The 20,088-nt window shown below is 32.7% G+C and carries 17 protein-coding genes and 1 other RNA gene; 11 read left to right on the top strand and 7 right to left on the bottom strand.

Annotation, left to right across the window (positions count from 1 at the left end; genetic code table 11):
* Positions 1-6: 6 nt before the first annotated feature.
* The 3 genes from LCI24_RS14430 to LCI24_RS14420 form a co-directional block, all read right to left on the bottom strand.
* Positions 7-969, bottom strand: a complete 963-nt coding sequence (locus LCI24_RS14430) for a hypothetical protein (protein ID WP_274641007.1) — start codon at positions 967-969, stop codon at positions 7-9.
* A gap of 145 nt (positions 970-1,114) precedes the next feature.
* Positions 1,115-1,426 carry a DUF6787 family protein gene (locus tag LCI24_RS14425; RefSeq protein ID WP_274641006.1) on the bottom strand — a complete coding sequence of 104 codons (312 nt, stop codon included), beginning with the start codon at positions 1,424-1,426 and terminating at the stop codon, positions 1,115-1,117.
* Between the two features lie 82 nt (positions 1,427-1,508).
* A complete protein-coding gene (locus tag LCI24_RS14420; protein ID WP_274641005.1) occupies positions 1,509-2,159 on the bottom strand; it encodes a DUF937 domain-containing protein in 651 nt (216 codons plus the stop codon).
* 130 nt (positions 2,160-2,289) lie between these two features.
* On the opposite strand from LCI24_RS14420, the gene LCI24_RS14415 reads away from it, so the two are divergent.
* Both LCI24_RS14415 and LCI24_RS14410 read left to right on the top strand, forming a co-directional pair.
* A complete protein-coding gene (locus tag LCI24_RS14415; RefSeq protein ID WP_274641004.1) occupies positions 2,290-3,615 on the top strand; it encodes a dicarboxylate/amino acid:cation symporter in 1,326 nt (441 codons plus the stop codon).
* A 6-nt stretch (positions 3,616-3,621) separates the two neighbouring features.
* Positions 3,622-4,461: a sulfurtransferase gene (locus tag LCI24_RS14410; protein WP_274641003.1), complete on the top strand. Its 840-nt coding sequence runs from the start codon at positions 3,622-3,624 to the stop codon at positions 4,459-4,461.
* Between the two features lie 37 nt (positions 4,462-4,498).
* Here LCI24_RS14410 and LCI24_RS14405 read toward each other — a convergent pair whose 3' ends face one another.
* The 3 genes from LCI24_RS14405 to LCI24_RS14395 are packed head-to-tail and all read right to left on the bottom strand — an operon-like array spanning position 4,499 to position 6,328.
* Entirely contained in the window at positions 4,499-5,011 is a 513-nt protein-coding gene (locus LCI24_RS14405; RefSeq protein WP_274641002.1) for a DUF7935 family protein, read from the bottom strand.
* On the bottom strand, positions 5,001-5,714 hold the full coding sequence (locus LCI24_RS14400; protein WP_274641001.1) for a DUF3307 domain-containing protein: 714 nt from the start codon (positions 5,712-5,714) through the stop codon (positions 5,001-5,003). Before LCI24_RS14400 ends, LCI24_RS14405 begins: the two co-directional genes overlap by 11 nt.
* Positions 5,711-6,328: a SatD family protein gene (locus LCI24_RS14395; protein ID WP_274641000.1), complete on the bottom strand. Its 618-nt coding sequence runs from the start codon at positions 6,326-6,328 to the stop codon at positions 5,711-5,713. The genes LCI24_RS14400 and LCI24_RS14395 overlap by 4 nt, the downstream gene beginning before the upstream one ends.
* A 228-nt stretch (positions 6,329-6,556) precedes the next feature.
* Here LCI24_RS14395 and LCI24_RS14390 point away from each other — a divergent pair, with 228 nt between their 5' ends.
* The 4 genes from LCI24_RS14390 to LCI24_RS14375 all read left to right on the top strand — a co-directional run bounded on the left by LCI24_RS14390 (position 6,557) and on the right by LCI24_RS14375 (position 11,766).
* Entirely contained in the window at positions 6,557-8,887 is a 2,331-nt protein-coding gene (locus LCI24_RS14390) for an ATP-dependent helicase (RefSeq protein ID WP_274640999.1), read from the top strand.
* Between the two features lie 47 nt (positions 8,888-8,934).
* A complete protein-coding gene (locus LCI24_RS14385; RefSeq protein ID WP_274640998.1) occupies positions 8,935-9,567 on the top strand; it encodes a DUF4290 domain-containing protein in 633 nt (210 codons plus the stop codon).
* Positions 9,568-10,881, top strand: coding sequence for a UDP-N-acetylglucosamine 1-carboxyvinyltransferase (gene murA / locus LCI24_RS14380; protein ID WP_274640997.1), 1,314 nt, complete (start codon positions 9,568-9,570; stop codon positions 10,879-10,881).
* Between the two features lie 120 nt (positions 10,882-11,001).
* Positions 11,002-11,766 (top strand): DUF6503 family protein, encoded by a 765-nt coding sequence (locus tag LCI24_RS14375; RefSeq protein WP_274640996.1) that lies wholly within the window; start codon positions 11,002-11,004, stop codon positions 11,764-11,766.
* A gap of 63 nt (positions 11,767-11,829) precedes the next feature.
* Here LCI24_RS14375 and LCI24_RS14370 read toward each other — a convergent pair whose 3' ends face one another.
* On the bottom strand, positions 11,830-12,021 hold the full coding sequence (locus LCI24_RS14370; RefSeq protein WP_099216630.1) for a hypothetical protein: 192 nt from the start codon (positions 12,019-12,021) through the stop codon (positions 11,830-11,832).
* 198 nt (positions 12,022-12,219) lie between these two features.
* Here LCI24_RS14370 and LCI24_RS14365 point away from each other — a divergent pair, with 198 nt between their 5' ends.
* From LCI24_RS14365 to LCI24_RS14345, 5 genes are all read left to right on the top strand, one after another.
* Complete coding sequence (locus tag LCI24_RS14365; protein WP_274640995.1) at positions 12,220-12,780, top strand: nucleotide exchange factor GrpE; 561 nt, start codon at positions 12,220-12,222, stop codon at positions 12,778-12,780.
* A gap of 70 nt (positions 12,781-12,850) precedes the next feature.
* Positions 12,851-13,975, top strand: coding sequence for a molecular chaperone DnaJ (gene dnaJ, locus LCI24_RS14360; protein WP_274640994.1), 1,125 nt, complete (start codon positions 12,851-12,853; stop codon positions 13,973-13,975).
* Between the two features lie 185 nt (positions 13,976-14,160).
* An RNA gene (rnpB, locus tag LCI24_RS14355) (RNase P RNA component class A) lies at positions 14,161-14,470 on the top strand.
* Positions 14,471-14,761: 291 nt separating this feature from the next.
* The gene (locus tag LCI24_RS14350) at positions 14,762-17,542 is read left to right on the top strand and encodes a bifunctional aconitate hydratase 2/2-methylisocitrate dehydratase (RefSeq protein ID WP_274640993.1); all 2,781 of its coding nucleotides are present in this window, start codon (positions 14,762-14,764) and stop codon (positions 17,540-17,542) included.
* Positions 17,543-17,732: 190 nt separating this feature from the next.
* Positions 17,733-20,000, top strand: coding sequence for an aconitate hydratase (locus LCI24_RS14345; RefSeq protein WP_274640992.1), 2,268 nt, complete (start codon positions 17,733-17,735; stop codon positions 19,998-20,000).
* The last annotated feature ends 88 nt before the right edge of the window (positions 20,001-20,088 follow it).

The following is a 20,088-nucleotide window of genomic DNA, read 5'->3' as shown; positions in this document are numbered from 1 at the left end:
TTTTATTTAATATACTTCAAAAGTTATAAATAAGTTTTTCTCGGAAGGATTAGGAACTTCTGATATTAACCCATAAATACCTTTATTTAATATGGCTGTAAAATAAGCTTTATTACCAGTAGGCATATCGTTAACTCCACCTAAAAAAGTAACATCAGATGGAGCAGGTTCAATTAGCCCTTTAGGATCAGCCCAATTCATCCAGTTTTCTAGGTTTTCAAAATCAGTATTACTTTGTAGTTTTACTAAGTTAATATCGTGTCCAACAAAACTTTCGTATACAATTTGATCTTTAAAATGCACTGAAAAAGTACGTTTTCCAGCAAAAATTGAATCTTTTAAAACAATCCCATCAGTACTAGAAATAGTTATGTTAGCATCTGCTTTTGGTTCTGAGTTTCCAGAATCTTTGTCAGATACAACAACATCTTTAACCATTCCCATAGAAGTATGAAATACCCCATTACTCATTTTTACATAGCATTCAAGCATGTAGTTTCCGGGGTTTAAATAAAGTGTAGTTTCTCCTGTACTTTCAGGAGAAAGTAATCCACTACCTCCTAAAAAAACAACTTCGCTAAACCATTTGGGTAAATTAGCAAATTCAGCAAACCCTTCTTTAGCTTTACCTTCATTAATAAGCTTCATAGCTTCATCAAAAACGGGTGCTACATATTTTTTAGCATCCTCTGAATTTTTCCCTTCAGGATACTTATCAATTAGAAAAAAGTGTGTTTGTGGAGATTTATTGAGGTAGCGAAATGTATTCCAGCCAGAAGGTATGGTATCAGACATTTGAAAATCCATGCTTTCTGTAATAATTTCAATTACCTTTTTCTTCTTAATAACTTCTTTTTTTGTTTCAGTGATGTCGTGAGTTTGTTTCTTCTCTTTTTTACAAGATTGAAAAATTAAAAACGAACAACATATAATAATGAGAGCTAGAGTCTCTTTAAGAAAAGTTTTCATATAGAAATGAGTTTAGTTAGTAATTCTATCTTAAAACTAGGGAAGTAAAAGAGAGGAACTATTATTTAGCTAATAATAACACAAAAATAAAAAATACTTTAGAGAAAAGTATAGGTAAATAACTGATTTTTAAATAATTGAATTGTTAGTTTGCTTTTTTGAATAAAAAACTTAGTCCTAATCTACTTAAAAACTTCTTTTCAAACTCCCAAAAGAATTTAAATTGACCAAAAAGCCATCCAACTATAGGTAGTGTGGTTTGATAAATAGGAAAAATAAGTAAAATTCTTAAAGGATAATATAACCAAGGAGTCATTGTCTGTGGAGATAGACCTAGTAAGTTAGTAACAGGTTTAGCAACCCACGCGGCAAAAGAACCGTTTATTGCGAAAACTATAAAAATGGCAGCTAAAGCCCAATTGTTTTCTATGCCCCAACGTTGTTTAAGTTTCTCCATAAATCCTAATATCGTGGCAAAAGTAGTTAAAAGAAAAAGGGCAAACAAATGTTTGCCCTTTGATTATATTACAAATGAAAAGTTATTTTTTCCCAAATACTCCTCCTAAAAGTCCTCCTAAAAGTCCACCAGACTTTTGTTGACTGCTACTAGCGTTTCCTAAAATCATTCCAGCTACATCATCAACAATACTACCATCACCATCAGCATCTAATATTTGTTCTAAGAAACTTTGTTCTTTTTGAGCTGAACTACCACCAAGTAAACCACCTAAAAGCCCACTTAAATCACTCGAATTATTTATGTTTTCTTGACGAGATTGCTTACCTAATAATCCCATTAAAATTGGAGCTGCAGTTTTTAAAATATCAGCAACAGCACTAGTGTCCATTCCTGCTTTTTGACCAATAACTTTTTCCACTCCTTGTTGTTTATTTCCTAAAACATGACCTAAAATTTTACTACCATCTTGTAAAACATCAGAGTTAACACCACCATTAAATAAGTCACCTAAATTATCTAAGATTCCACCATCATGCTTGTTTAATGCACTTTTTAAACTTTCAGCACCTTGAGGTGTAGCAGCATTTCGTTGCATTGCTTTCATTAAAACAGGCAATGCCATCGTTAGAACACTACTAGTTTTATTAGTATCTTGTCCTGTAGAGCCAGCAACGCCAGATATTATTGCCTTTCCGGTATCGCTATTTAATAAATCTAAAATTCCAGTCATCTTTTTATTTTAATAAGGTTAGTACTTAGTATCTAATTTATGGGACACAATATACGAACTCAAGGTCACTTTTTTTTAAATAATTCTTTATACCTTACGGCCAGAAAAAACTAATAGATTAATATATTATATGAAGAAACTTGCACTACACTGGCAAATTTTAATAGGAATGGTTTTAGGTATTTTATTTGGGTTAGCAATGACCTTTGTAGATAATGGAGCATCATTCGTATCTGACTGGATAAAGCCTTTAGGAACTATTTTCGTAAAATTATTAAAGCTAATTGCTGTACCATTAATTATTGCTTCTCTTGTAAAAGGGATATCTGATTTAAAAGATATTTCAAAATTTAAAAATATAGGTTTACGTACCATACTAATATATATAGGTACAACAGTAATAGCTATAACAGTAGGATTACTATTAGTAAATGTTGTACAACCTGGAGATGGTATTTCAGAAGATACCATAGCAAAGTTAACAGCTGATTATGCAAATAGTGAAGGTGTACAAGCTAAAATTGCAGAGGCTAGTAAGCAAAAAGAAAGCGGTCCACTTCAATTTTTAGAAGATATGGTTCCTGATAATGCTATGCAGGCAATGAGTAATAATAAAGCAATGTTACAAGTAATTTTCTTCACCATTTTCTTAGGAATATCAATGTTATTGGTAGGTGAGAAAAATGCTAAACCATTAAAAAACTTCTTTGACTCATTAAATGAAGTCGTGTTAAAAATGGTAGATTTAATAATGTTAACAGCTCCTTACGCAGTATTTGCATTATTAGCAAATGTTGTGGTTTCTTCTAACGATCCAGATTTATTATTAGCATTGTTAAAATATGGATTAACAGTTATAGGAGGGTTATTGTTAATGGTGGCACTTTATATGGTTTTAATAAGTGTGTTTACCAAAAAGAACCCATTGTGGTTTTTACAACAAATTAGCCCAGCACAATTATTAGCATTTTCAACTAGTTCAAGTGCAGCAACATTACCTGTTACGATGGAAAGAGTAGAAGAGCATATTGGAGTTGATAAAGAAGTATCAAGCTTTGTGTTACCAGTAGGAGCTACTATTAATATGGATGGTACTAGTTTGTATCAAGCTGTAGCTGCAGTTTTTATATCGCAGGCTTTAGGTTTTGATTTAACTTTTGGAGATCAGTTAACAATTATTTTAACAGCTTTGTTAGCCTCAATAGGTTCAGCAGCTGTACCTGGAGCCGGTATGGTAATGTTAGTAATAGTATTGGAGTCAGTTGGGTTTCCAGCAGATAAATTAGCAATAGGTTTAGCATTAATTTTTGCGGTTGATAGACCGTTAGATATGTGTAGAACAGTTATCAATGTAACAGGTGATGCAACGGTGTCTACTTTAGTTGCGAAGTCTGTAGGTAAGTTAGGAAAGCCACACCCACATGAATGGGATGAACATTATGATGAAGTAAAATAGACTTATATGCTTATAGTAAAATCACCTATAGTTCCTGTTGAATGGTTACATGATAATTTAAGTGTAGACAACTTAATAATTCTTGATGCAACTATTCAGAAAGTAGGAACAAAATCAGATGATAAAAAAGAAAAACAGCAGATTCAAAATGCTGTTTTCTTTGATTTAAAGAATGTCTTTTTAGATATTGAAGGAGAGTATCCTAATACAGTTCCGTCAGAGGAATACTTTGAAAACGAGGTTAAGAAATTGGGAATAGACAATGATAGTTGTATTGTTGTTTACGACGATATAGGAGTGTATTCAGCACCGAGAGTTTGGTGGTTGTTTAAAGTATTTGGTTTTGAAAATATCGCAGTTTTAAACGGAGGTTTGCCTGCTTGGAAAGAAGCTGGTTATAAAGTTGAGTCCAAAAAAGAAAGAGAACTCTTAACAGGAAACTTTAAAGCTAATCTTAGTAAGGATAAAATAAGTGTTACCGAGGAAGTGTTAAAAGCTTCTCATGATGATAATAAAGTTATTTTGGATGCTCGCTCTAAAGGAAGGTTTTATGCTACGGAACCAGAGCCAAGAAAAGACTTAAGAGGAGGTCATATACCGAATTCTAAAAGTTTGCCTTATGCAGAATTGCAATTAGAGGGAAAGATGAAATTGAAAGAGGAGCTTCAGAAAATATTTTCAGATATGAATCCGAATAAAGAAGAAATGATTTTTTCTTGTGGTTCAGGAATTACAGCGTGTATTTTAGCTTTAGGAGCAGAAGAATCAGGAAGTACTAACTATAGTGTATATGACGGTTCTTGGACAGAGTGGGCTAGTAGACTAGAATTACCTGTTGAAAAATAATAGAAATAAAAAAGCCTCTGATTAGAGGCTTTTTTTATTATATCAATTTCTTCACTTCTTGCTTTAAAAAGGAAATTGCAGTATTAGCGGGACTTTCTTGTTGAGAATAATCAATTAATACATTTTCTCGTAAGTCTTTAGCGGTTTCAGAATCTTCTGCTGTAGAACGAAGCTTTGCTATAATGGCTAATTTAGCAGCAGTAACAGCTTTCCAGCTATCATCAGAAATGTATAGTTGTTGTACTAAATTATGTTCAAATTCTTGTTCTATGTTACCAATTAAAAGTTGTAGATAATTATCAGTATCATCTCCAATAGGGTTAACTCTTAAAAGTAATTTAGAAGGGTTGATACGCTCACAAAATAATAACATACGTTCATAAGCTTGTAGTTTTGTAGGTAAGCTTTCACGCTTTTTTTCAACTAAAGCATTGAATGTTTTTTCTTTATTATCCTGTTCAATAAAGCGACCTAAAATTAGGTAAGCCACACCGCCAGTTACTAATGCTGGTAGGGCATAAGCAAGCCCTTCAATAATTTTATCTTCCATAATGCGAATATACGAGTCCTGTTAAAATTGCCAATCCAAAACTTAATAAAGTTCCAATTAGTACATATTCAGTAAGTTTTCTGTCTTTTGAAGCAGTTAAATCTCCAAACCTAAATATAGATTTTGCTGCTAGTAAAAAGCCGACACCTGCCCATTGGTTAATTGCTATAAAAACAAAAATTAATATACGTTCTAAAAAACCAATGTACCTACCTGCATTGGCTAACGATTGTTCTGTTGATTTATTACCCTTTTCAGGATTCCATTTAGAAATTAATGTATTTATAATGATGGAAGAGGTGTAAGTAACAAAAATTAAACAAGCAAAAAGTAATAGGTTTTGCTTAGTTAAAATAGCGTCGATATTAATTTTAAAAGGAGAATAAATATAGGTAGCAAGTCCTAAAAAGAATATATGTAAAGCTTGATCTAAAAAGAAAAATAAGCGTTTGTTTTTTTTCTTTTGAAGATATAGTTTTCCAAGATCAACTAAGTAGTGAGAAATAATTACGAGTAAAATAGTACTCCAATATGTAGAGTTGAATTGTAATAATATTAGTAATAAAATAGTATGAACACCTATGTGGGCATAGAGTTTTATAGATTTTATTTTCTTTTTCTCTTTATTTTTTACCCAATTTTTAGGTTGAAACACAAAATCACCTAATAAGTGAGCAATAAGTAGTTTTAAGAAGAGTATCATAGGTTAGTTAGTTTCTGATTCATAAGTTTTCTATAACGTTTTTCTAGCTTCATAATTTCATCAAAACCAGAACGTTTTCTTCGTTCGCTAGCACTACTTTCTGAAATAGCTAGTTTTTTAGCAATAACTTTTTGAGTACACTCAGGGTTTTGTAATGACATATATACAAAAGCAGCAGAGTTAGTTGTCCAGCTATCCATTATTAACAAACTTAACCCTAAAGAAACTTCAAACTCTTCGTTAATATCTTTCCAAGGAGTTTTTAAAGCCAAATTTTGCTTTTTAAGTAAATGATCAAAAGCATACCCAGAATTTATAAAAGCTTCACCATTAGCTTCGGTAATTTTATCTGTATCAAAACTTTTATTACCAATACCAATAGCTAAACGAATGTCTAAATCTTTTATTTTCTTAATATTGGTTTTTAGTTTTATGGCATAAAGAAGAGCATCAGCAATATTTTCAATTTCAATTTGAAAACTATCACCACGAAAAAGTTCCCATGTTTTTGGTGTTTTTCCAATAGAGTTAAAAGACTCCTTTAATAAAGGGAGCCATGTTTCAGCAGAAACACCTCTAGAATTAATAATATCACCAGTAATTACACTTGTCATGCATTTAAATTTTAGTAAAAATAGGTTTTCAAATTGAAAACGCCAAATAATTCGGGTTTTAAAATGAATATTATAAAATAAGGGTTTTAGGACGAATTTTTGGTTATTCGGGTTTAGACTGAAATTTATCAAATAAAAATTAGTGAATAAAAAAAAGGTTAGAATCTTTAAAAAACCTAAAAGATTGGTTAATTTCCCACTTTTAAAATACTTTCAATTTAATTTCCATTGAATACTTATTTAGAGCAACTTAACGAACCACAGAGAGCAGCTGTTTTACAAAAAGACGGCCCAATGATAATTATAGCAGGAGCAGGATCGGGTAAAACGAGAGTGTTGACCTATAAAATTGCCTATTTAATGGAGCAAGGTGTAGATGCATTTAACATTTTATCGTTAACATTTACCAACAAGGCTGCTCGTGAAATGAAAGATCGTATTGGTAAAGTAGTAGGGTATAGTGAAGCTAAAAACCTTTGGATGGGAACTTTCCACTCAGTTTTTGCACGTATTTTACGCTCAGAAGCTGATCGATTAGGCTATCCATCAAACTTCACCATTTACGATACACAAGATTCAGTTCGATTGATAACGGCGATTATCAAAGAAATGAATTTGGATAAAGATCGATACAAACCAAAGCAAATTTTAAGTAGAATTTCGTCTTTTAAAAACAGTTTAATTACGGTCAGAGCTTATTTTAATAACTCTGATTTACAACAAGCTGATTTAGAAGCAAGCAGGCCTAGAACAGGTGATATCTATAAAGAATATGTAGATAGATGTTTTAAATCTGGAGCTATGGATTTTGACGATTTACTACTGCGAACGAATGAATTGTTAGCTCGTTTTCCAGATGTTTTAGCAAAGTATCAAGATCGTTTCCGATATATTTTGGTAGATGAGTACCAAGATACCAACCATTCGCAGTATTTAATTGTACGTGCGTTAGCAGATCGTTTTCAGAACATTTGTGTGGTAGGAGACGACTCTCAAAGTATCTATGGATTCCGTGGTGCGAACATTCAAAACATCTTAAACTTCCAGAAGGATTATCCAGATGTAAAAACGTTTAAGTTAGAACAAAACTATCGTTCAACAAGTAATATTGTCCGCGCTGCGAATAGTGTTATTGATAAGAATAAAACCAAGTTAGATAAAGAAATTTGGACAGCAAATGATGCAGGAGATAGTGTAAAAGTAATGCGTACAATTTCTGATGGAGAAGAAGGGCGTTTTGTAGCACAATCTATTTGGGAAAACCAAATGAATCATCAGTTAACTAGTGATCAGTTTGCTATTCTTTATCGTACTAATGCACAGTCAAGAGCAATAGAAGATGCATTGCGTAAAAAGGATATTAAATATAAAATTTACGGGGGAATCTCTTTCTATCAACGTAAAGAAATTAAAGATTTACTATCGTATTTACGAATTTTAATCAACCCGAATGATGAGGAAGCATTAAAACGTATTATTAACTACCCAGCCAGAGGAATTGGAGCTACAACGCTTGATAAATTAACAATTGCAGCGAATCATTATAAAAAATCAATGTTTGATATTTTAAAGAATATCAATACAGTAGATATTAATCTTAACTCTGGAACCAAGACAAAGTTGCAGAATTTTGTAAATATGATTCAGCGTTTTCAAATTGAAGCACAAACAAAAAATGCTTTTGAAATTGCTGATTTGGTAGTTAAACAAACGCAGTTAGTTAAAGACTTACAAAAAGACGGAACGCCAGAAGGAGTTAATAAAGTTGAAAATGTTCAAGAACTTTTAAACGGAATAAAAGACTTTATTACCGATAAAATTGAAACAGGAGAAGACGCATCGTTAACATCATTTTTAGAAGATGTAGCACTAGCCACTGATTTTGATTCTGATAAACAAGATGAAGAACCTCGAGTTTCGTTAATGACAATTCACTTATCTAAAGGATTAGAATTTCCTTACGTATACATTGTAGGTTTAGAAGAAAGTTTGTTTCCATCAGCAATGAGTATGAATACTCGTAGTGAGTTAGAAGAAGAACGTCGTTTATTTTATGTGGCGTTAACAAGGGCAGAAAAAGGAGCCTATTTGACTTATGCACAAACACGTTATCGTTGGGGTAAATTAACCGATGGAGAACCTAGTAGATTTTTAGAAGAAATTGATGACCAGTATCTAGAATACTTAACTCCCAAAGTGCCAGAACCATCAGTAAATAGATTTATAGACGCTAGCCTGTTTGAAGATGATTCTCCAAAGAAAATACGATTTCAAAAACCAATTCAAAAAAAGAGAAAAGAATTCTTAGCTAAGAAGGAAAAGCCTAATATGGTTCCTCCAAAAAGTAAAATGAAAAAGGTTTCAGAAATGAGCCCGAAAATGAATTTGTTTGATGGAGAAATTACAGTAGGAAACGTAGTAGAACATAACCGTTTTGGCACTGGAAAAGTAGTAGCTTTAGAAGGGAAAGGTCCCAATAAAAAAGCAGAAATAGAGTTTAGTACCGTAGGTAAAAAGAAATTATTGTTACAATTTGCAAAATTGAAAGTAATCGGGTAAGTTAATTCATAATAATTACCTATTTTGCATAGATAAAATATAGAGAAATGACGTTTGATTTAGAATACAATTCGAAAAGATCCAAATTAATTATCCCAGAATATGGGAGACATATACAAAAGTTAGTGAACCATTGTATCGCTTTAGAAGATAAAGAAGAAAGAAATACAATGGCCAAAGCTATTATTGACGTTATGGGGAATTTGCAACCTCATTTACGAGATGTACCTGATTTTAAACATAAACTTTGGGATCAATTACATATAATGGCAGATTTTCAATTAGATGTTGATTCTCCATACGAAACACCTTCAAAGGAAGAGCTACAAGAATCTCCTGAACGATTGCCATACCCTAAATCAGCATCAAAGTACCGCTTTTATGGAACAAATATCCAAACCATGATTGATGTTGCGTTAACATGGGAAGAAGGAGAAATGAAAGAAGCTTTGGTGTTTACCATTGCTAATCATATGAAAAAATGCTATTTAAACTGGAACAAAGATACAGTTGAAGATAGTGTTATTTTTGATCATTTGTATGAGTTATCTGATGGGGAAATAGATATACGTAATACTGAAGAGGAGCTTACAGACAGTAAGAGCTTACTAAGAAAAAGAGGTGGTCAAGGGCAGCATAAATCAAAAGGAAAAACAAATACTAAATACAGAAAAAAGTAAATGGCATCATTTAAAATAGAAGGAGGTCACAAGTTAAAAGGAACAATAACACCACAAGGAGCAAAAAATGAAGCATTACAGGTAATATGTGCGGTGTTATTAACGTCAGAAAAAGTAATTATAAATAATGTTCCTGACATTATTGATGTCAATAAACTGATTTTTATTTTGGGAGAATTAGGGGTTAAGGTAGAAAAGCTATCTAAAAACTCGTATAGTTTCCAAGCAGATGATATCAATTTAAAATACCTAGAGTCACCAGAATTTAAAAGGGATGGAAGTTCTTTAAGAGGGTCTATTATGATTGTTGGTCCTTTATTAGCTCGTTTTGGAAAAGGATATATTCCACGTCCAGGAGGAGATAAAATTGGACGCCGTCGTTTAGATACTCACTTTGAAGGGTTCATTAACTTAGGTGCTAAGTTCCGTTATAATCGTGAAGAGTATTTCTATGGAGTAGAAACTGAAACAGGGTTAGTAGGAGCAGAAATGCTGTTAGATGAAGCTTCAGTAACAGGTACCGCAAACATTATTATGGCTGCAGTACTAGCTAAAGGAACTACAACAATATATAATGCAGCTTGTGAACCTTATATTCAACAATTATCAAAAATGTTGAACTCTATGGGTGCAAAAATTTCTGGTGTAGGATCTAACTTACTTACAATTGAAGGAGTAGAGTCATTAGGAGGTTGTGAACATACCATCTTACCAGATATGATTGAAATTGGTAGTTGGATAGGTATGGCAGCTATGACTCGTTCTGAATTAACAATTAAAAATGTAAGTTGGAATGATTTAGGTCAAATTCCTAATGTATTTAGAAAGTTAGGAATTCAACTAGAAAAAGTAGGAGATGATATCTTTATTCCAGAACAAGATAGTTATGAGATTCAAAGTTATATTGATGGATCAGTACTTACGGTAGCAGATGCACCATGGCCAGGATTTACACCAGATTTGTTAAGTATTGTTCTAGTAGTAGCTACACAAGCAAAAGGAACAGTGTTAATTCATCAGAAAATGTTTGAAAGCCGTTTGTTCTTTGTTGACAAATTAATCGATATGGGAGCAAAAGTAATTTTATGTGACCCACACAGAGCTACAGTAATTGGACATGACTTTAAATCTCAGTTGAAGGCAACTAAAATGACTTCACCAGATATTAGAGCAGGTATTTCTTTATTAATAGCAGCATTATCTGCTAAAGGAACAAGTATTATCAATAATATAGAACAGATTGATAGAGGTTACGAAGATATTGAAGCACGTTTAAAATCAATTGGAGCTAAAATTGAAAGAATTGATGATTAAAAAAGTAACATCGAGAAATAAATATAAATCCCAAATCAACTGATTTGGGATTTTTTTTATGATTAAAGTGTAATTGAAGTATGTTTATTTCGACTTAGTGGATTAATTTTAATCAATATTATGAAAACAAGAATCATACTTGCAGTATTATTATTTCAGGTAACAATTTTTACAGCCCAAGAGAATTCCCAAACTTTTACATCATCAATAGAAAAAGCTCATAAAAAGAATGTATTTATGGGGAAGAAGTACCTTAAATATACCATTGATATAACTTTTGGAGGAAAAAAACATTTAAAAGGCGTTATAACACAAGAACCAGGAGGAGGTAAAATAAAAATAGAAAAGGAAGATGGTTCATTAATTATTTTTGATGGAAAAGAAGTGTATGCATTAGGAGTAAATAAAAAGGATATGGCTACAGCTCGTTTTGATATTTTTACATGGTCATATTTTTTAGGCTTACCATATAAACTTAACGATCAAGGAACTATTTGGTCTAATTTTAGTGAAAACAAATGGGAAACTGAAAATTTTACAACAGGTAAACTGACTTTTGAGTCTGGTACAGGTGATGCACCTGACGATTGGTATGTGATATATAAAAATCCAAAAACAAATATTTTAGAAGGAGCAGCATATATTGTAACCTTTGGTAAAGGAAAAGAAAAAGCAGAAAAAGAACCTCATGCTATTAAGTATAATCAAATTGAACAAGTTAATTCAATACCAATTGCTACAAATTGGACATTTCATATGTGGTCTTTAAAAAATGGATATGAAGAACAAATAGGAGAGGCAAAACTATCTAATATAAAATTCCTTAAAGAAGCAGAATTTATTGTGCCTACAAAAGCAAAAATAGTTAGCGTTGTGCCAAACTAGTTAGGAATAAGAAATAAAAAAGCTGTTATCGTTTAGATAACAGCTTTTTTTATGTTTTAACTTTTACATTTCTTCACTACAAGTATACTCTTGTGTACAAGCAAAATATTGATGACAATAAATAGGACCTGTAACGCTTCCAGAGCAATCACATCCACATTTACTAAGATCAATAGCAGCACCACCTGTTAAGTTCTTTTGTTGATTTTTTGAAAGAATTGTAACTCCTGAAATGTTTAAAAAATTCTGTTTCATAATGAGGGACTTTTTATGTTATAAATTAATTAATAAAAATTTCTTAAATATATAATTTTGAGATGTTTGTACAAAAGATAAATGTATTTTTTTGTATGACATATATAAAATAATATTAACAATGTCATTATGACACATTTTTTTTATTGGCAGTATTCTTGTTAATCAAAAAGTGTTAAATACATGAAACGATTTACAATGAGTAAAGATCAATATACAAAAGAAGACGAAATTAACGACGCTATTAAAAATGGCGATTTAGGAGAGAATCAAGAAGAAACTCAGGAAAATAAAGAGGTTGAGGCTAAAGAAGAGCCAACAGCAGAAGAATTAATTCAAGCTGAGAAAGATAAATATCTACGATTATTTGCAGAGTTTGAAAATTACAAAAAACGTACTTCAAAAGAACGTATTGAACTTTTTAAAACTGCAAGTCAAGAATTAATGACAGCTTTACTGCCAATTATGGATGATTTTGATAGAGGTTTGGCAGAAATTAAAAAAACAGAAGACTCTGAACTGTTAAAAGGAATGGAACTTATTAATAACAAGTTTAAAAACACCTTAACTCAAAAAGGATTAACAGAAATAGAAGTAAAACCAGGAGATGATTTTGATGCAGAAGTTCATGATGCAATAACGCAAATACCAGCACCTTCAGATGATTTAAAAGGAAAGATTATTGATTGTGTAGAGAAGGGATATAAGTTAGGAGATAAAATTATTCGTCACCCTAAAGTAGTAATGGGGCAAGCGTAAAACAATCATCATTAATACAATTATTAGTAATTATAATAACTGTTTACTAATTAATTGAACATTGAAAGTTATGGCAAAACAAGATTATTACGAAATATTAGGAATATCAAAATCAGCCTCAAAAGCTGAAATCAAAAAGGCATATCGTAAGATGGCAATCAAGTACCATCCAGATAAGAACCCTGATGATAAAGATGCTGAAGAAAAATTCAAATTAGCTGCGGAAGCTTATGAGGTATTAAGTGACGATAATAAAAAAGCACGTTACGATCAGTACGGTCATGCTGCTTTTGAAGGAGGTCATGGAGGCTTCGGTGGTGGCGGTATGAATATGGATGACATATTTAGCCAGTTTGGAGATATTTTCGGAGGAGCCTTTGGTGGCGGTTTCGGTGGTTTTGGTGGTGGAGGTCACCGTCAAGCACGAGTAAAAGGTAGCAACTTACGTATTCGTGTAAAACTAACCTTAGAAGATATTGCTAAAGGAGTTGAAAAGAAGGTAAAGGTTCGTAGAAAAGTTCAAGCCGAAGGAGTAACATACAAAACATGTTCAACATGTAATGGTAGCGGACAACAAATGCGTGTAACCAATACTATCTTAGGTAGAATGCAAACTGCTACTACTTGTAGTACTTGTCATGGAGCAGGAGAGATGCTAGATAAAAAGCCAAGTGGAGCAGATGCGCAGGGAATGATAGTAAAAGAAGAAACCGTTTCTATCAATATTCCAGAAGGAGTAACAGAAGGAGTACAGTTAAAAGTAGGTGGTAAAGGAAATGAAGCTCCAGGTAAAAACTCAATTCCAGGAGATTTATTAGTGTTAATTGAAGAAGTACCACACGAAAACTTAAAACGTGAAGGAAGTAATATTCACTATGATTTATACATCAACTTTTCAGAAGCAGTTTTAGGAGTATCGAAAGAAGTAGAAACAGTTACAGGAAAAGTAAAGATTAAGATTGAACCAGGAACGCAATCAGGTAAAATTTTACGTTTAAAAGGAAAAGGATTGCCAAGTATTGAACGTTATGGTCATGGAGATTTCTTAATTCACATAAATGTATGGACTCCTCAAGAATTAACTAAAGATCAACGTAAGTTTTTCGAGGAAATGCAAGAAGATGAGAACTTTAGCCCGAATCCACAGAAATCAGACAAATCTTTCTTTGAAAAGGTTAAAGATATGTTTTCTTAAAAAAATCATAAAAAAGATAATTTTTTTTAAATAAAATTTTTTTTAAACGAAAAACAGTTATATATTTGCAGTGTCTAGGAGACGTTCTAGACACTTTTTCTTTTTCATAGCAATTTTCCCACTCAATTCTTTTGAGTGGGTTTTTTTATGAATAGAGTTGTGAACTTTTATTTGACAACAATATAATAGCAGACCTATCTTATCGACTTATAGAAAATATAAGTAGGAAAGTCTGGACACCATAGAGTAGCATAGCGGATAACATCCGTCCGGTGTAAACCGAGGACAAGTGCAACAGAAAGAATGTACAGGTAATGCTGTAGTGAAACCAGGTAAACTCTATGCGGTGCAATGCCATGTACATTAGAGCTTGAGTGCTACTCGCGCGATTCTAAGGGGTAGGCAGATTGATTCTGAGAGTAATTTCAGAACTAGATAAATGATAAGAGCCTTATTTATAAGGAACAGAATCCAGCTTATGGGTCTGCTTTTTTTTTCCTATTTAGAATCATTATACTATTTTTTTCTAATCTCTTTAAAAAACTAAATTATCAATTTGATAATTATATGGTGTTTTTACAGTTGTTTTTTTGAGATATTTCTAAAAACAAGCCTTTCAAATTAAATTAATTTGCTTTTTGGACTGTTTTGTTGTTTATTTTTAAAATTAAGGTTAAAATATTACTTTTGCTAAGCAAAAATTAACAGGATAAAGCTGTAATAACCAGTTTTAATATATAGTAGTTTTTACTATTTCCTTCAAAATATTTTAAACAAAACTTTTTTATGAACACATACTCAGATTACCTAAAGGAGATTGAAGTAAGAAAAGGTCAAGGTCTTCACCCTAAACCTATCGATGGAAGTGAATTGTTAACTGAAATCATCTCACAAATTAAAGATGAAAACAATCCACACAGAAAAAATTCTCTTAATTTCTTTATTTATAATGTTTTACCAGGTACAACAAGTGCTGCTGCTGTAAAAGCAAAATTTTTAAAAGAGATTATTCTTGGTGAATCTGTAGTGGAAGAGATTACTCCATCTTTTGCTTTAGAGCAGTTAGGACACATGAAGGGGGGAGCTTCTGTAGAAGTTTTACTTGATTTAGCATTAGGTAGCGATGCTGCAATTGCTGAAGAAGCAGCAAAAGTATTAAAGACTCAAGTATTCTTATATGAAGCAGATACAGAGCGTTTAGAAGAAGCATACAAAGCTGGTAATAAAATAGCAAAAGAGCTTATCGAAAGCTATGCACAAGCAGAGTTTTTTACTAAGCTTCCAGAAATAGAGGAAGAAATTAAAGTAGTTACATATATAGCAGGTGTAGGAGATATATCAACAGACTTATTATCACCAGGTGCTGATGCACACTCAAGATCTGACCGTGAATTACATGGGCAATCAATTTTTGAGCATAATAAAGATATGCAAAATGAGTTGTTAGCACTTAAAGAGCAACATCCAGATAAACGTGTGATGTTAGTTGCTGAAAAAGGAACTATGGGAGTAGGTTCTTCTAGAATGTCAGGTGTTAATAACGTGGCTTTATGGACAGGTGTAGAATCAAGTCCGTACGTTCCATTTATCAATATTGCCCCAGTAATTGCAGGTACTAACGGAATTTCTCCAATTTTCTTAACTACAGTAGGTGTAACAGGAGGTATTGGTATTGATCTTAAAAACTGGGTAAAGCAAAAAGATGCTGAAGGTAATACGATTGTTGATGAAGATGGAGAGCCAGTTTTAAAACAAGAGTATTCTGTAGAAACAGGAACTGTTTTAACTATCAATACAAAAACTAAGAAATTATATAACGGAGATAAAGAATTAAAAGATATCTCTACAGCATTAACTCCACAAAAAATGGAGTTTATAAAAGCTGGAGGTTCATATGCTGTTGTTTTTGGTAAGAAATTACAAACATTTGCAGCTAAAGTATTAGGAATTGATGTACCACAAGTATATGCTACTTCTAAAGAAATATCGGTAGAAGGACAAGGATTAACTGCAGTTGAAAAAATCTTCAATAAAAATGCAGTAGGAACAACTCCAGGAAAAACATTACATGCAGGTTCTGATGTTCGTGTAGAAGTTAATATTGTAGGTTCTCAAGATACTACAGGTTTAATGACTTCTCAGGAATTAGAAATGATGGCTGCTACTGTTATTTCTCCAATAGTTGACGGAGCTTACCAATCTGGTTGTCATACAGCTTCTGTATGGGATGATAAGTCAAAAGCAAACATTCCAAGGTTAATGAAATTTATGAATGACTTTGGTTTAATTACAGGGCGTGATCCTAAAGGACAATATCCTGCAATGACAGATGTAATTCATAAAGTGTTAAATGACATTACAGTAAGTGATTGGGATATTATTATTGGAGGAGATTCTCATACACGTATGTCAAAAGGAGTTGCCTTTGGAGCTGACTCAGGAACTGTAGCATTAGCTTTAGCAACAGGTGAAGCAACAATGCCTATTCCACAATCAGTTAAAGTAACGTTTAAAGGAGACATGAGAAGTTTCATGGATTTCCGTGATGTTGTACACGCAACGCAACAACAAATGTTAAAGCAGTTTGACGGAGAAAATGTTTTCCAAGGAAGAGTTATTGAAGTACATATCGGAACCTTAACAGCTGACCAAGCCTTTACATTTACTGACTGGACTGCTGAAATGAAAGCTAAAGCTTCTATTTGTATTTCAGAAGATGAAACATTAATTGAATCATTAGAAATTGCCAGAGATCGTATCCAAATCATGATTGATAAAGGAATGGATAATGAAAAGCAAGTATTAAAAGGTTTAGTTGAGAAAGCAAATGCAAGAATTCAAGAAGTTAAAACAGGAATTAAGTCAGCATTAAAACCTGATGCAGATGCAAAATACTATGCAGAGGTTGTTATTGATTTAGATGAAATTGCTGAACCAATGATTGCTGATCCTGATGTAAATAACGAAGATGTATCTAAACGTTATACACATGATACAATTCGCCCATTATCATTCTATGGAGGAACTAAGAAAGTAGATTTAGGTTTCGTAGGATCTTGTATGGTGCATAAAGGAGATATGAAAATCTTAGCTCAAATGTTAAAGAACATTGAAGCACAAGAAGGTAAGGTAGAATTCAATGCTCCATTAGTAGTAGCCCCACCTACATACAATATTGTAGACGAGTTAAAAGCTGAAGGAGATTGGGAAGTATTACAAAAGTATTCAGGATTTGAGTTTGATGATAATGCACCTAAAGGATTAGCACGTACAAAGTATGAAAACATGTTATACTTAGAGCGTCCTGGATGTAACTTATGTATGGGTAACCAAGAAAAAGCTGAGCCAGGAGATACAGTAATGGCTACATCAACACGTTTATTCCAAGGAAGAGTTGTAAAAGATTCTGGAGAGAAAAAAGGTGAATCTCTATTATCTTCTACACCAGTAGTAGTATTGTCTACTATTTTAGGAAGAACACCTACTATGGAAGAATATGAAAAAGCAGTAGACGGTATTGTTTTAACAAAATTTAAACCATCTCAAAAACAACTAGTAATTTCATAGTTAAATAAAACTATTAGTTATAATATAGAAGCCCGAGTGTTAAAGCTCGGGCTTTGTTGTTATTAATTAATTACTGTATAAAACTCTACTATAGAAAAAACTTATTTAAACTTATTATAATTATATAGTTACTCCATCTTTTGTACTGTTTTTTTTGGTAAATTCGTACAGCAACAAAAAAATTACATATATGGCTTTTGATATTAATATGATAAAAGAGGTATACAATAAAGTAGTTGAACGAGTAGATGCTGCTCGTGAAATTACAGGTAAACCTTTAACATTAGCAGAGAAAATTTTATACACACACCTTTGGGACGGAAATCCAACGAGAGCATTTGAAAGAGGAAAGGATTATGTTGATTTTGCCCCAGACCGTATTGCTTGTCAAGATGCAACAGCCCAAATGGCGTTATTGCAATTTATGCAAGCAGGAAAAGATAAAGTAGCAGTACCAACAACGGTGCATTGCGATCACTTAATTCAAGCAAAAGTAGGTGCTTCAACAGATTTACAAACAGCATTAAATAACTCAAACGAAGTATTTAACTTCTTAGAGTCAGTTTCTAATAAATATGGAATTGGTTTCTGGAAACCTGGAGCAGGTATTATACATCAAGTAGTATTAGAAAATTATGCATTTCCAGGAGGAATGATGATTGGTACAGATTCTCACACGGTGAATGCAGGAGGATTAGGAATGGTGGCGATTGGAGTAGGTGGAGCTGATGCAGTAGATGTAATGGCAGGAATGCCTTGGGAATTGAAGTTTCCTAAGTTAATAGGTGTAAAATTAACAGGTAAATTATCTGGTTGGACAGCGCCTAAAGACGTGATTTTAAAAGTAGCAGAAATTTTAACCGTAAAAGGAGGAACAGGTGCTATTGTAGAATATTTTGGACCTGGAGCTACTGCAATGTCATGTACAGGTAAAGGGACTATTTGTAACATGGGTGCGGAGATTGGAGCAACAACCTCTACTTTTGGTTATGATGAGTCTATGGAGCGTTATTTACGTGCTACTGATAGAAACGATGTTGCTGACGCAGCAAATGAAATAAAAGAATACTTAACGGCAGATGCTGAAGTGTATGCAAACCCTGAACAATATTTTGATCAGGTAATTGAAATTAATTTATCAGAATTAGGACCATTATTAAACGGACCTTTTACTCCTGATTTATCTACTTCTGTTGGTAAAGAAATGACAGAAAAAGCACAAGCAAACGATTGGCCTTTACAAGTAGAATGGGGGTTAATAGGTTCTTGTACAAACTCTTCTTATGAAGACTTATCACGTGCTGCTTCTATTGCACAGCAAGCTATAGACAAAGGATTGAAAACTAAAGCAGAATTTGGTATTAACCCAGGTTCGGAGCAAGTACGTTATACGGCAGAAAGAGATGGAATCTTACAAGTTTTTGAAAATTTAGATGCTAAGATATTTACCAATGCATGTGGACCGTGTATTGGACAATGGGGACGTTATGAGGATCCTAAAAATGCACCTAAAAATAGTATTGTTCACTCTTTCAATCGAAACTTTGCTAAACGTGCTGATGGAAATCCAAATACACATGCTTTTGTTGCTTCTCCAGAATTAACAGCAGCCATTGCCATAGCAGGACGCCTAGATTTTAATCCATTAACAGATAAACTAATTAATGAGAAAGGAGAAGAGGTAATGTTAGACGAACCTACAGGTTGGGAATTACCTCCAAAAGGATTTGAAGTAGATGATAATGGATATTTAGAGCCAGAGGCTGATGGAAGCCATGTAGAAATAGTAGTAAATCCTAATTCAGAGCGTTTAGAGTTGTTAACTCCGTTTGAACCATTAGGAGATACTATTAAAGATGCTAAATTGTTAATCAAAGCTCATGGAAAGTGTACAACTGACCATATATCTATGGCGGGACCTTGGTTACGTTATCGTGGACATTTAGATAATATTTCTAACAATATGTTAATTGGAGCTGTAAATGCTTTTAACATGAAGACAAACTTCGTGAAAAATCAGTTAACAGGAGAGTATGATGCTGTGCCTAAAGTGCAGCGTGAGTACAAAGCAAAAGGAATTAAAACAGTTGTAGTAGGAGATCATAACTATGGTGAGGGGTCTTCTCGTGAACATGCAGCAATGGAACCACGTCATTTAGGAGTGGCAGCTGTGTTAGTAAAATCATTTGCGCGTATTCATGAAACAAACTTGAAAAAACAAGGGATGTTAGGATTAACATTTGATAATGAAGCTGATTACGATTTAATTCAAGAAGATGATACGTTTAACTTCTTGGACTTAAATGAATTTGCTCCAGGAAAACCGTTAACTATTGAAGTGGTTCATGCAGATGGTTCAAAAGATGTCATTGTAACTAATCATACCTATAACAAAGGACAAATAGAGTGGTTTAAAGAAGGCTCAGCTTTAAACTTAATCAAAAAACAAAATGCTTAATAAATAGTATTTTAAATATTAATAGTATTAAGGCTCTGGAGTTTTCCAGAGCTTTTTTTGTAATGCACTTTTAATTTTTTCGACTTAA

Origin of the sequence: Tenacibaculum larymnensis, assembly GCF_028829235.1 — a bacterium.
GTDB classification, from domain to species: Bacteria; Bacteroidota; Bacteroidia; order Flavobacteriales; family Flavobacteriaceae; genus Polaribacter; species Polaribacter larymnensis.
Note: the sequence above shows the minus strand (reverse complement) of the source record. Positions and strands in the feature narration are given on the sequence as shown.

What these genes read in the sequence shown, in the direction of transcription:
- LCI24_RS14420 (WP_274641005.1), bottom strand. Translation starts at nt 2,159, where the DNA reads ATGACTGGAATTTTAGATTTATTAAATAGCGATACCGGAAAGGCAATA.
- LCI24_RS14345 (WP_274640992.1), top strand. Translation starts at nt 17,733, where the DNA reads ATGGCTTTTGATATTAATATGATAAAAGAGGTATACAATAAAGTAGTT.
- LCI24_RS14365 (WP_274640995.1), top strand. Translation starts at nt 12,220, where the DNA reads ATGAGTAAAGATCAATATACAAAAGAAGACGAAATTAACGACGCTATT.
- LCI24_RS14415 (WP_274641004.1), top strand. Translation starts at nt 2,290, where the DNA reads ATGAAGAAACTTGCACTACACTGGCAAATTTTAATAGGAATGGTTTTA.
- LCI24_RS14375 (WP_274640996.1), top strand. Translation starts at nt 11,002, where the DNA reads ATGAAAACAAGAATCATACTTGCAGTATTATTATTTCAGGTAACAATT.
- LCI24_RS14430 (WP_274641007.1), bottom strand. Translation starts at nt 969, where the DNA reads ATGAAAACTTTTCTTAAAGAGACTCTAGCTCTCATTATTATATGTTGT.
- LCI24_RS14370 (WP_099216630.1), bottom strand. Translation starts at nt 12,021, where the DNA reads ATGAAACAGAATTTTTTAAACATTTCAGGAGTTACAATTCTTTCAAAA.
- LCI24_RS14400 (WP_274641001.1), bottom strand. Translation starts at nt 5,714, where the DNA reads ATGATACTCTTCTTAAAACTACTTATTGCTCACTTATTAGGTGATTTT.
- LCI24_RS14350 (WP_274640993.1), top strand. Translation starts at nt 14,762, where the DNA reads ATGAACACATACTCAGATTACCTAAAGGAGATTGAAGTAAGAAAAGGT.
- LCI24_RS14405 (WP_274641002.1), bottom strand. Translation starts at nt 5,011, where the DNA reads ATGGAAGATAAAATTATTGAAGGGCTTGCTTATGCCCTACCAGCATTA.
- LCI24_RS14385 (WP_274640998.1), top strand. Translation starts at nt 8,935, where the DNA reads ATGACGTTTGATTTAGAATACAATTCGAAAAGATCCAAATTAATTATC.
- murA (WP_274640997.1), top strand. Translation starts at nt 9,568, where the DNA reads ATGGCATCATTTAAAATAGAAGGAGGTCACAAGTTAAAAGGAACAATA.
- LCI24_RS14425 (WP_274641006.1), bottom strand. Translation starts at nt 1,426, where the DNA reads ATGGAGAAACTTAAACAACGTTGGGGCATAGAAAACAATTGGGCTTTA.
- dnaJ (WP_274640994.1), top strand. Translation starts at nt 12,851, where the DNA reads ATGGCAAAACAAGATTATTACGAAATATTAGGAATATCAAAATCAGCC.
- LCI24_RS14395 (WP_274641000.1), bottom strand. Translation starts at nt 6,328, where the DNA reads ATGACAAGTGTAATTACTGGTGATATTATTAATTCTAGAGGTGTTTCT.
- LCI24_RS14410 (WP_274641003.1), top strand. Translation starts at nt 3,622, where the DNA reads ATGCTTATAGTAAAATCACCTATAGTTCCTGTTGAATGGTTACATGAT.